At 40.7% G+C, this 12,278-nt stretch carries 9 protein-coding genes; 1 reads left to right on the top strand and 8 read right to left on the bottom strand.

The features are described from left to right. Positions 1 to 312 precede the first annotated feature (312 nt). The 4 genes from AC2HW8_RS10240 to AC2HW8_RS10255 all read right to left on the bottom strand — a co-directional run bounded on the left by AC2HW8_RS10240 (position 313) and on the right by AC2HW8_RS10255 (position 4,832). Positions 313 to 1,104, bottom strand: coding sequence for a hypothetical protein (locus tag AC2HW8_RS10240; RefSeq protein ID WP_484327537.1), 792 nt, complete (start codon positions 1,102 to 1,104; stop codon positions 313 to 315). Between the two features lie 217 nt (positions 1,105 to 1,321). Next, complete coding sequence (locus AC2HW8_RS10245) at positions 1,322 to 2,182, bottom strand: helix-turn-helix domain-containing protein (protein WP_484327538.1); 861 nt, start codon at positions 2,180 to 2,182, stop codon at positions 1,322 to 1,324. A 313-nt stretch (positions 2,183 to 2,495) separates the two neighbouring features. Beyond that, entirely contained in the window at positions 2,496 to 3,497 is a 1,002-nt protein-coding gene (locus tag AC2HW8_RS10250) for a helix-turn-helix transcriptional regulator (protein WP_484327539.1), read from the bottom strand. A 396-nt stretch (positions 3,498 to 3,893) separates the two neighbouring features. Next, entirely contained in the window at positions 3,894 to 4,832 is a 939-nt protein-coding gene (locus AC2HW8_RS10255) for an AEC family transporter (RefSeq protein ID WP_015522927.1), read from the bottom strand. Between the two features lie 297 nt (positions 4,833 to 5,129). On the opposite strand from AC2HW8_RS10255, the gene AC2HW8_RS10260 reads away from it, so the two are divergent. Further along, positions 5,130 to 5,585 (top strand): DUF6465 family protein, encoded by a 456-nt coding sequence (locus tag AC2HW8_RS10260; protein ID WP_117847237.1) that lies wholly within the window; start codon positions 5,130 to 5,132, stop codon positions 5,583 to 5,585. A 286-nt stretch (positions 5,586 to 5,871) separates the two neighbouring features. Here the strand turns inward: AC2HW8_RS10260 and AC2HW8_RS10265 are convergent, their stop codons facing one another. From AC2HW8_RS10265 to AC2HW8_RS10280, 4 genes are all read right to left on the bottom strand, one after another. Next, complete coding sequence (locus AC2HW8_RS10265) at positions 5,872 to 7,236, bottom strand: citrate/2-methylcitrate synthase (protein WP_101071004.1); 1,365 nt, start codon at positions 7,234 to 7,236, stop codon at positions 5,872 to 5,874. Positions 7,237 to 7,537: 301 nt separating this feature from the next. Next, a complete protein-coding gene (locus AC2HW8_RS10270; protein ID WP_484327540.1) occupies positions 7,538 to 9,793 on the bottom strand; it encodes an alpha-amylase family glycosyl hydrolase in 2,256 nt (751 codons plus the stop codon). Between the two features lie 261 nt (positions 9,794 to 10,054). Further along, positions 10,055 to 10,867, bottom strand: a complete 813-nt coding sequence (locus AC2HW8_RS10275) for a Cof-type HAD-IIB family hydrolase (RefSeq protein ID WP_303793170.1) — start codon at positions 10,865 to 10,867, stop codon at positions 10,055 to 10,057. Positions 10,868 to 11,092: 225 nt separating this feature from the next. Continuing rightward, positions 11,093 to 11,836: a signal peptidase I gene (locus tag AC2HW8_RS10280; protein WP_304365378.1), complete on the bottom strand. Its 744-nt coding sequence runs from the start codon at positions 11,834 to 11,836 to the stop codon at positions 11,093 to 11,095. Positions 11,837 to 12,278: the final 442 nt, after the last annotated feature.

Genomic DNA, 12,278 nt, shown 5'->3' on the forward strand with positions numbered 1-12,278 from the left:
TATGACTCGTCATCCGGCAAGCGTATTCACCGCAAGATTTCAAGATTGTGAATTTGTATACCATGTCCTTGCACAGGTGGTTACCATGTTGCACTTGACACAATGAGCGCCCCTACGATTTGCAAAGAAAATCAAAAAGTCAGGAAACTATGTTTCCTGACTCTAATTGCTGCATATCATATTTTCAGCTAAATTAAATTCACTTTTAGCTGTCCGTCAGGACAATTTAGCTATCCGTAGGATAATTTAGCTTGCATTGCAAATTTAGCTCACGCTTGCGTGAATTTAGCTGACGAAAATCAAAGATTTTCGTCAATACCCCCACCTGTCAAAAAATCTGACAGCCTGATATGTCAGGATATAGTTCTGACTTTCGTGGAAAGCGCTCTGAACCATATCGGGATTATACATATACATAATGCGGTGCTGAACGGCATCCTTGTTTTCATCAAAGATATAGCTTACCGCCTGAATACATTCCTGATTTGTGCCGATTTTGGTACTGCCGGTATAATGGCAGTTCTCGATAACCGAGGCAACTGTCGGATAACCGTCAAAGCACATTGCATCTTTTACCGACTGAGCAATGAGCGCCGCTCCTATAAAACCGCCCGAACCAAATTCGCCCATGCAAAGCCTTTCAAGAAGATCCCTGTCCTCATCGGTAAGCGTTACCTTGGAGCATTCATAGGTTTTGTCCGGATTGTCAATTGCCACAAGATAACCTGCGTCCCATTGAGATTGGTAATCAACAGGCTCTTTTGGCGGAATTGCCGTAGCAAACGGAACGGTTGCCTGTGTTGTTGTCACGGGCTGAGTTGTCGCTTTTGTTGCCTTTGTGGCTTTTGTCTGAGGCTGAGTTGTTGCCTTGGTTGCTTTAGGCTTTGCCGTTGTTGTTTCAACGGGTACGGTTGTTGCGGAAACAGTTGTTGCCGGAACAATCTTCCGAATATTCGGATTTACCCTTGCCATTGCCGATTCTGTCGGAGTTTCTCCGGCATTGAGAGTACCGTTTGAGCAGACGAACTGCAAAACTACCAAAACGGATACTACAACAAGCACAACCGACAAAACCTTGTTTATATTTTTATTGAAAAACTTCATCGTTTCACCGCCGTTTAATACTTCTAAACACAAATGACGCACAAAAAACACGCTGTCACAAACATAATAATTATACCACGGTATGCTTTTCTTTTCAATTTGAGCATTCTACAAAAATGAACTGCCTTTTTTAAACAATATTACCTAAGCGGACAAATTATTACCATAAACAAAAGCCGACGCATATGCACCGGCTTTTTATTTTGAAAATACTTATTTAAAATGACTGTTTCTCGGCTCTTCTGTACTTTGAAGGTGTTGTTTCGTAGTACATTTTGAATGCTCTGTTAAAGTTTGAAATGTTGTTGAAGCCCGACATACCTGCAATTTCGATAACGGGAGTGTCCGTTGTGGTAAGAAGCATTGCGGCTCTTGTCAGTCTGAGCTCGTTAAGGTAGTTTACAAATGTTGTATTCATAAGCTCCTTAAAGAGATGCGACACATAGTAACGGCTGAGACCTGTTGTCTGAGCTATTGTATCAAGAGTGATGCTGTCGCAGAAGTTGTTGTTGATATATTCCGTAATTCTGCGGAGAGCACGGTACTTTTTGCCCTGAGCCTCAACATCACAAATCTTAACAAGACCCGATGAGAAAAGAATATAGAAAATGTCGTACATTTTGCCGTGAACAAGAATCTGGAAGAACTCGTGCTTTTCGTTCTCGGCAGAAATAACCGTGTTCATATCGTCAATAAGATTGTTATAACGGTAGTCGCCTCTCGTAACCTTTGCAAAGTGAGTGCAGTTGCCTGTTACAAGACCTCTGATCAGACTCTGCGGAATAAACTCCTGAGTGAGCGATGCAGGATTTGAAAGGTTAAGAAGAATAACATCAACTCTTGCGTTGCCTGTATTATTAATTTTGTATCTCTGATTAGGTGAAATAAAGTAAATGTCGCCTGTTGAGAGCGAATAAGTGTCAGCACCCATTTCAACGGTCATATAGCCGTCCCTTACAACAGCCACAAGAACCTCGTTGTGAACATTCCACATATTGCTGTCAATAATCATCTCACCGCAGACTACTCTGTAAGCTGAACTGGATGCGGTTGCCGAACGCAAGAAATCAAAACTCATAATAATAACCCCGATTCTAAAAAATTATGTTTTCAAACATTTTGTGTCTAAAAACAACACAAATAATCACTGCAACAATATAATAGACTTTATGCACAATAAAGTCAATAATTACGACAAATGTGCAAAAAATAAATGTATAAACTGCAACTAGTGCAAATTTTAAATATTCCGCTGTCTGCTGTATGTTAATTGATTTTTAATTCTACGCAATAATGTATCAATTTATCTACTGATAATTGTTATGATTGTTTCCGAATCAGACATTATTATTTAACGATTTTAATATGAAATATTGCCAACCGTATGGCAATTAAAATGAATCGTTTACATTTTTAAGCTGCTTTTTAAATTCATCAACAACATTTTGCGGCGATATAATTCTGACCTTTCCGCCAAGACCGAATACCCAAGCGTAGAACTGTTTGCTTGTCATAATATCAACCGATACACCGAATGTTGTGTCGCTTTCCTTTGTAACAAAAATATCCCTGCCGAACCTGTCAACAATAACACCTATGCAGTCATTGTCAACCGACAGCTTAACCGTAGCTTTTTCACCGCCGAACATTGAGAAAACGCCCTTTGAATAATCTGCAGGATCAAATTTTTCAAAGGTCTTTCCCCCGTCACGCTCATCGTCAAGCACCTCGATATCGTCCATTTTGTCAACACGGTAATGCTTTATATTGTCGGCACAGGTGTCATAGGCAATGAGATAGTAATTCTCATCATCCCAGCACAGCGCCCACGGTGATGCCGTGTATCCGCCGTCCCTGATTTTTTCACGCTTGACAATTCGCTCCGTTCTCGAAAAATCGAGTTCCCAACGGTAGTATTTGAACGAGATTTTGCGGTTGAGTGCTATTGCATTCTGAATTTTATCAACCGAATAATAAATTCGTTCATTCATTGTTTTGGCTCTGTTTGCGACAAAAACCTGCCGTTGCAGTTCCTTGCCGTCGTGAACACTTGCAAGCCCTTCAAGCTTATGAATGAGGGAAATGCTCTTTTTTTCGGTAATGAATTTTGAGCTTTGAATTGCGTCAACAAGGAGCTTCAACTCGGGCAGTTCAAATTCTCTGCTTGCAACATAATATTTAACGGTTGATGATTTGCTCTTGCAGATGTCCATTCCGAATTTTTCAAGCACCTGCAAATCATCGTAAAGACTTTTTCGCTCCGCAGTAATTCCGTACAACGCAAGCTCTGCCAGAATTTCACTTGAAGTCAGCCCGTGATTTTCATCGGTTTTTTCAAGAAGAATTTTTCGCAGATACAAAAGCTTCTGTTTTTGCATAGGATTTCTCGACATAATACAGTCCCCCTCAAAGGATTATATATTTTTATGTGTTCATTATATCAAATTTTAGCCGAGATTTCCATATATTTTTACGGCGAGCCGCCGTTCCCAATTCGTGCAGACAGTTTGTAATATCAAAAACATACCATGCCCGAGCGTAAAATTGTAATTGTCTGTGAAATCCTCCCACACCGGCGAGCCGCCGTTCCCAATTCGAGAACATAAATTTTCTGCCATTACTAACGGGGGAACACGGTTTTCCTCTGCAATTAAACAGTTAAATTCATATAAAATAAAAATTGCATCAATGCCGTTTCGGGCATCAATGCAATTCATTTATCTCAACTATCTTCTCGAAAGGTCTGCGGTGGCACACCGCCGACCATAATTTCCATTTTCAATTTTACATTAACTACTAAATCCGCTCATCATGCCCGTAAGCATTACGACAAGTGGCATTGTTGCAAGTGAAAATACCGTAGTTGCGGCAACGATACTAACCGACAGCTCAACATCCTTGTTGAACTTTGTTGCAAACATAGTTGTTGTTGCGGCAGTAGGGGCTGATGTGGCAATTACGCAAGCCATGGTAATTATGGGTGTGACACGGCACAATGACATTACAACCGCTGTAATCATCGGTAAAGCAATCAGACGGACTGCCGAAGAAAAATATACGCCCTTGTCAGTGAACGCCTTTTTAAAGTCAGCCTGTGAAAGGTAAAAACCTATAATAAGCATCGGGAGCGGAGTGTTCAGAACTGCAAGATATTCAACCGGTTGACTGATTATGTACGGAAGCTTAAAACCTGTAATAAACAGGATAATTGCAAGAAGAACACCAATAAGACCGGGGTTGAGAACAAGCTTTTTGAATGAAAGCTGTTTTTTGTCACCACTCATTGAAACAAGTCCGTGCGTCCATACAAAAATGTTGAATACGGCAACGAAAATTGAGCCGTAAAACCAACCGTCATCACCGAGAATTGCCTTCTGGAGGGGCAAAGACATAAATGCACAGTTTGAATAGATTGTTGCAAAGCGGATAACAGCCTTACGGCTTTCATCTTTATCATGAAAAATCAGGTTACAGATAAGTATTGAAACAGCGAAAATAAGTGCAGAGCAGGCAACGCAAATTATAAGTCCGCTCAAAAGTTCAAACGAGAACTCTCGCTGAAAAGCAGAAATCATAACGCAGGGCGTCACAACATACAATACTATATCGGTCATGTGACGGGCGGAAAAATCGGTGATAATTTTCTTCTTACCGCAAATAAAACCGACTGCAATCAAAATGAACAGTACAAGCACCTGTTGTGCAATAATAATGAAATTCTCTCCCATAAATCATTCTTCTCTCTTAAATTAATCGCTATCATTTTAGCACAGTTGCAAGAGGTTTTCAAATGATGATGTGCTTTTTTTCGTTTTTTTTGACAGAAAAAACGACATAGTTCACAAATATGAGGCAATAACATTGTGCATTTCAACTAACAGGAATTTTATTTTTTCGCAAATATGTATTAACCGCCGAATTTTTGTACAGTTTATTGACATTTTTTACTCTGAAATGTATAATATTTACAAAAGATAAAACTTTTATTTCTGCAATATTTTATTACTTTGAAAGAAGGATTTATTATGGCAACAACAAAGAAAACAACTGCAAAAACAGCCCCTGCAAAAACTGCTCCCGTTAAGGAAGAGCCTGTAAAAAAGACTGTTGCAAAGGCTGAGCCTGCTAAGACTGTTGCTACAGCTGCAAAGAAGGCTGAACCCGCAAAGACAGAAAATGTAAAGGTTGAAACTGTTAAGAAAGCAGAACCCGTTAAAAAGGCTCCTGTTAAGAAAGCAGCTCCAAAGAAGGTTGCTCCAAAGAAGGTTGCTCCAAAGAAGCCCGTTCCGGTTGAAACAAAGGTTAATTTCTTCGTAGAATATGCAGGCGCACAGGTTCCTGTTGAAGAAGTAATCAAAAATGTTAAGGCTACATACGGCAAGGATGCAAAGGAAATTTCAATCTATCTGAAGCCCGAAGAAAGCAAGGCATACTTTGTTGCCGACGGCAACGCAGAAGAGATGGATGTATTCTTCTGCTGATTGCAATAAATTTTGAATTTAAAACACAAGCTTTAAAGACCGCTCAAAAGAGCGGTCTTTTGTTGTTTTAAGATGAATGTTGCGAAAAATCGTAGTGCGGATATTATCCGCCCCACGACCAAACAGTTAATTTCATATATAAAAAACGGTCGGGCGACAATAATTTGCATTTTGCAAACTGTCGCCCGACTTTAATTTTCAACTTTCAATTTTCCATACGCTCGGACAATTTAACTCTCGCACTTGTAAAACTAACTTCTCGAACGGGGAACGGCGGTTCGCCGTATTATCTGTCTTTCAAATCAACATATTCCTTGTTTTCGGAAATGCTCATATATGCAGGACGGATAATCTTACCGCAGTTGATAAGCTCCTCAAGCCTGTGTGCGCTCCAACCCGTAATACGAGCTGTTGCAAAAAGCGGAGTATAAAGCTCGCACGGAATGTCAAGAAGGCTGTAAAGAAGTCCGCTGTAGAAATCGACATTTGCGGCAACGCCCTTATAGATTTTACGCTTTCTGCCGATAACCTTCGGAGCCAGTCTTTCAACTCTCTCATAAAGATCAAATTCATCATTGTGACCTTCGGCAAACGCAAGCTTTTTAACAGCACCGTGAAGAATCTGCTGACGGGGGTCGGAAATTGTATAAACTGCGTGTCCCATACCGTAGATAAGACCTTTTTTATCAAAGACCTGCTTGTCAAGGAGCTTTTCAAGATAATCTTCAAGAGCGTCCTCGTCTTCCCAGTCCTTAACATGCTTTTTGAGATCCTCAAACATATAGTAAACCTTAACATTTGCACCGCCGTGCTTAGGACCTTTGAGAGATGCAAGTGCCGCAGCTACTGCCGAGTATGTATCAGTACCCGAAGATGTTACAACATGTGTTGTAAATGTTGAGTTGTTACCGCCGCCGTGTTCCATATGGAGAATGAGCGCCATATCAAGAACCTTTGCCTCGAGCGGAGTGTAGTGTCTGTCGGGACGAAGAAGCGACAGAATAACCTCGGCTGTTGACATCGTAGGCTCTGCACGGTGAATATAAAGGCTGTTATCACGCTGATAGTGATTATATGCGTGATAGCCGTAAACCGACAAAAGAGGGAATACGGAGATAAGCTGTATGCACTGTCTTAAAACATTGTCGATTGATGTATCGTTAGCGTTCTTATCATAGCAGAAAAGTGTGAGAACACTTCTTGCTATTGAATTCATCATATCGTTACTTGTGGCCTTGAGGATAACATCACGAACAAAGTGCTGAGGAAGAGTTCTGTACTGAACGAGAAGCTTCTTAAAGTCTTTAAGCTGTTCTTCGTTAGGCATATCGCCAAAGAGAAGAAGATATGTAACCTCTTCAAAACCAAAACGGTCATCCTCAAGAATACCGTCAACGATATCCTTTACATTATAGCCCCTGTAACGAAGCTCACCCTCGCAAGGAACAAGCTTTCCGTCAACAAGCTTATTCTGTGTGATTGTAGAAATATCTGTAAGACCTGTGAGAACACCCTTACCGTCAAGGTCACGCAAACCTCTTTTTACATTGTACTTACTGTATAAATCTGTATCAATAACGGAGTTATGCGTCATTTTCTGAGCCAGAGCATGAATCTGCGGTGTAACATCCGAATACTCGCTGTTTGTCATAAAAAACACTCCCTTTTAAAATTCACAATAAATTGAAACTATATTTTATATATTATAGCACATTTTAAAAAAAAAGAAAAGGTACAATTCTTGCAGAAGTGTCATAACGATTTTAAACCTTATATGTAGAATTTGCATAACTTTCTGTCTTTTTATTCATCATTATGCAACTTTCGGGATGTTTATTTATAAATGAAGTATAATTTTGACGGACATAAATCTGCAATCCGTCATTTGAGGGCTTAGGGCAGAAAAATACGGAGCAGGAAAAACCTGCTCCGTAAAAAACAACATTATTTTATTACTTGAGATATGCGCCGTTAGTGCCGATCTGACCGTCAATTCCGGTGAAACCGTCTGCACAGCAAACATAAACTCTCATATTAGCCCTACCAACAGAAGATACTGTAAGTGTGCCGTCTGTAACATACTTAACATCGCCTGTAACTGCATCAATGTACTTACCGTTAGGAAGGTTCTTGAATGTAGCACCGCCTGAGATAGTTACACAAGCAAGGCTGTCTGTAGCGCCCTGTGTGTAACGGCGAACGAATGCCATATTACCGTCAACATAAGTCTTGCTTCTTGTATACTGACCCTTCTGAAGTGCAGGAACTGCTCTTCTGATTCGGTTGAGCTGCTGAATATGAACAGCGAGAGGTGCTTCAAGTGTGCTTGCAACAGCACCGCTTGCATTAGAATATGTACCAAAGTCTGTTGCTGTTACGTCGCCCTCGAGGTAGTCACCGAAGTATGCACGACCTGTTGTTGAAAGAGGTGCGTTAGGACCTACGTCCATAGGAACACCCTTCTGGAACTCAAGCTCAGAACCGTAGTAAAGACACGGAATACCACGGAAAGTAAAGAGTACATCAAGGTTCTCAGCCCATGACTGTGTACCGCCGTCGTAACGGCTGTCCATATCAGGACCGTAGTCGTGAGAATCAACATATGTTACATTCCATGATGAGTCATTGTAGTACGGATCTTCTTCACAAGCACGGGTAAATGCGTTGCTTGCATTTGAGAAGTTCCAATGCATCGGGAAGTCGATTACGCTTGTGCCGTTTGCCTTGCTGTAATCAGGTGTGTGATACTTAAGACCGTCAAGATAAACATTATCAGATGTGGGCTGATTTGCTGTACTTGCGTTGCTGTCATAGTGCTTAAGTGTAAGATCAATGTTTGCAGCCTGATCATTTGTAAATGAATCGATGTACTGGCTGTCTGATTCAGCCCATGTATAGAACGGAGCTGAAATTGCAGGAATGTTGTGGTTCCAGAATTCACTTACACGAGTACAAACCTCACCAAAGATGAAGAAGTTTTTACCGCCTGTCTTGAGCCATGACGGGAAGTAATACTGGTTAAGTGTAAGTCTTGAAACGTGCTTTTCAGTATCAAGTCTGAAAGCGTCAACACCCATGTTGATATAGTTGTTATAAACGTCGTTAAGGTAATTAGCAACTGTAGGATTCTCTGTGTTGATATCAACGCAGTCACCGGCAATCTGACCTGTCTGTACAGTCGGGCTTTCCCAGCTGAGGTCTTTGAAGTGGTGATAGTAGTTTTCCGTGTCGTGATTACCGGAGTCAAGCTCCTTAGTATCCTTCATGATATTAAGTCTTGCGGCATACTGATACTTAGGCTCAAGGTCATCGTAGTTCGGGAATGTTTTAGCAAAGTCGCTTCCCTCAATAACCTTCATGCAATCTACAGAAGCAAGATCCTGAATTGAGTCGTATTCCTTTGTAAACATAGGAGCAAGAGTTGCCTCACCGAAGTTACCTGAATGGTTAACTACGATATCCTGAACAATCTTGATGCCCTTTTCATGAGCGGCATCAATAAGATCCTGATATGTAGCGCCGTCGCTCTCATAACGAACATCAACTGTTGAGAAGTCCATTGCATGGTAGCCGTGGTAATCGTAGCCTGACGCATTTGTTACAACAGGAGTAATCCAGATTGCGCTGAATCCGAGAGCCTTGATGTAGTCAAGCTTGTCGATAAGACCTTTGAAGTCACCACGCCATGCGGGATCGCTGTCGGGGTTGTTTGCCTGTGAGTCATCCCAGCAATGAACATCGTTACCTGTGTCACCGTCATAGAAACGGGTTGTAATTACAAAATAAATTGTGTCTTCACGCATGTCAACACGGTCAAATTCCTGCATATCTTCAGGATTTTTGCTTGACCATCTCTTATTTTTGTACCACCACTCGCCTGTGTTTCTTGTGAGTTCCGCAGACTGCTTTCCGTTTGTAACAAACATCATATTGATTTTTGTTACATCGTTGAAAGTGTACTTGTAGTAGTTGTTTCCCTCGGAAGTCATCTTAACGCCGGGGTACTCCGTGCTGATGTTTTTCGGAAGACTGTTCCAATAATAGATTGTGGGCGTGCCTTCCTCACAGTAGTAATGTACTGTGATTGTGCTTGATGCCGAAGTGTCGTTATCGTCATCTGTATTAGCCGCACTTACGGACATAACAGATACCGTGCAAATTACGCAAATCGACAAAATCAAAGCAAGCAATTTTTTGATTTTTGCCATAGATTTTCCTCCTTTTGTTATACTTTGTACAACATAACATACAATTATATTATAATTTAGACAGCCTCATATATTTTTCTTTTATAGAATTATTACAACTTTGATGCCGCCAAAGATTAAGCCCTCAATTTGGCTATTATATACAAAAAGGAGCGACAGATTCTGTTTTTTCAACTCTTTTAAAGGGTTAAGCCAAATCTGACGCTCCGTTAAATTATATTTTATATTTTCAAGCTTATATTAGGTTCAAACTTTGTGCGACTATTGCTTTAAAATGAATTTATCAAGTGTGTTTGCAATACCGTCGTTATCGTTTGATTCGCAGATGTAATCGGCAATCTTCTTTACATCGGTTTCGGCATTACCCATTGCAACGCCGAAGCCTGCATAACCTATCATTGTCATATCGTTGTAGTTGTCGCCGAAAGCGGCAAGCTCTTCCCTTTTAATCTTGAGTTTATCAAGCAAAAGCGGAAGCATTGAGCCTTTTGTAACACCAAACGGCATAATCTCAAGAAAATAAGGTGCGCTTTTATATACATCGAGCAAGCCGTCATAACGGTCTGCAAGAATTTTCTGATACTTATCAAGCTCATCGGGTTCGCCTGCAAGAAGAATTTTGTTGATATCAAATCTTACAGATGAGATAAAATCGTCAACAACAACCATTTCAGCCTTGATAACGTCCCTTTCAACATAGGTATAGTCATTCACCTTATTATCCGAGATGATTCGCCTGTCATCGTATGTGTTGATTGTAATGTTTGAATCCTTCAAAACATTCACGATGTCGGGAAGATATTCAAGCGGAAACAGCTTGCTCACCATAGTTTCGCCTGTTTCGCAATTGATAATCCTGCCGCCGTTGAAAGCCATAATAAAACCGCCGAAACGGTCAAGCATAAGGTCTTTTGCTATCGGCATAATTCCTACGGGATGTCTGCCTGACGCAAGAATAATTTTCTTGCCCTGCTTCTGCGCCTCCATAAGAGCATATCTTGTACGGGGAGTAATCTCCTTTTGGGAGTTTGTCAGCGTACCGTCAATGTCAAGCGCTATTAATTTGTAATCCATGAAACCACCCTTAACATATCAATTTCTAAACACAATCAGTATGTTACAGTCAAATTTGACCGTATAAAATATACCACAAATCGCCCAAAAATGCAACTAAAAAGCCGATTTTAGCCCATATAAAAGCTATTTTCACCATTTTTCCGCTTTGTCTTTTTCGCCAACAAAAAACGGACGAAAAGAGAATTTTCCTTTCGTCCGAAATTAAATATATTCAGCTTTTATTTATTCTTCCGATTTTGTATCGTTGTCGGATTCAGCCTTTTGTTGCAATTTTTCCTTCTGCAAACGGTCTATAATTTCGTTGATGTCGCTGTCCTTCGGTGATTTGTCGTGACCTGTAAGTATGCGGATTATAACGATAAGCTCATCAATGAATATCAGCAGCAGCGCCGCAATAAAAATCAGCAGTCCCCACGGTGAGAAGAAAAGGTTGTACAATGTGTCAATGAATCCGAGCTTGCACACCATAATATAAAGCACATCTTCGGTTGAAATTTCCGGGTCGGGAGCATCGTTTGCAATGCCCTTTGTCTGTAGCTTATATGTGCCGTCAGCTGTTTTATACGGTGCAACTACAACCTTATGAGTCACGAGAAGTCCCTCGGTCTGCCCACTGCCGCGATAGGTGATAATATCGCCGACCTTGAGGGCGGTCGGATTGTCAACGCTCTTTCCGAGAATAACATCGCCGATCATAAGCTCGGGCTGCATACTGCCCGTTGAAACTCGTAGCACGGAATATCCGAAAAGCGAAGGTGTTTTTCCGTTCACCTTTGAACCCATAAACACAATTACGGTCAGCACAAGTATTGCAAGCACTCCCCAGCAAATTATATTTTTAATTATCCGCAGGGTTTTATGTAGCTTTGATTCATGCCTTTTCTTTATTCTATTTTTTGATTTGGGGTGTTCAGTTGTTACAGATGTCACTTCAACCGCATTTTCAAAATCGTTATTTTTATCCATAAATTCCTCCACGGCAAGTTGCCGTTCTCAGTTCGTGAAGACAGTTTGTTAAACTCAAAACATATTTCGCCCGAGCGTTGTTTTGTGGTTTGCGTAATTATTCGTGGCGGCGTGCCACCGTTCTCAGTTCGTGTCAGTAGGGGCGGTCATTGGCCGCCCGCCTTGATGAAATTATTTGTTTATTAACACATTATTTTATATAACAAAAATGCGTATATGTTCGTTTTGGTTTTACAACCAAAACGATTGGCGAACACGGTTCGCCGCTACAGTATAACAATTACATTGTGGCATTTATAAAATATGTTTTACATATAATTTGTGCGGTTACTTGCGGGCGTCCGATGTGTGCAGTGTAGTAACATAGTATACAACAGTGCAAAGACATAGTATACAGTTTTATGATAAAATAAATGGCAAGAAAATAGCAAATGAAGGAGCT

The organism is Ruminococcoides sp. (assembly GCF_057037865.1).

Bases quoted from the DNA above. Each gene is read 5' to 3' on its own strand.
- AC2HW8_RS10275 (WP_303793170.1), bottom strand. From the start codon at position 10,867: ATGGATTACAAATTAATAGCGCTTGACATTGACGGTACGCTGACAAAC.
- AC2HW8_RS10255 (WP_015522927.1), bottom strand. From the start codon at position 4,832: ATGGGAGAGAATTTCATTATTATTGCACAACAGGTGCTTGTACTGTTC.
- AC2HW8_RS10240 (WP_484327537.1), bottom strand. From the start codon at position 1,104: ATGAAGTTTTTCAATAAAAATATAAACAAGGTTTTGTCGGTTGTGCTT.
- AC2HW8_RS10265 (WP_101071004.1), bottom strand. From the start codon at position 7,236: ATGACAAACAGCGAGTATTCGGATGTTACACCGCAGATTCATGCTCTG.
- AC2HW8_RS10250 (WP_484327539.1), bottom strand. From the start codon at position 3,497: ATGTCGAGAAATCCTATGCAAAAACAGAAGCTTTTGTATCTGCGAAAA.
- AC2HW8_RS10245 (WP_484327538.1), bottom strand. From the start codon at position 2,182: ATGAGTTTTGATTTCTTGCGTTCGGCAACCGCATCCAGTTCAGCTTAC.
- AC2HW8_RS10270 (WP_484327540.1), bottom strand. From the start codon at position 9,793: ATGGCAAAAATCAAAAAATTGCTTGCTTTGATTTTGTCGATTTGCGTA.
- AC2HW8_RS10280 (WP_304365378.1), bottom strand. From the start codon at position 11,836: ATGGATAAAAATAACGATTTTGAAAATGCGGTTGAAGTGACATCTGTA.
- AC2HW8_RS10260 (WP_117847237.1), top strand. From the start codon at position 5,130: ATGGCAACAACAAAGAAAACAACTGCAAAAACAGCCCCTGCAAAAACT.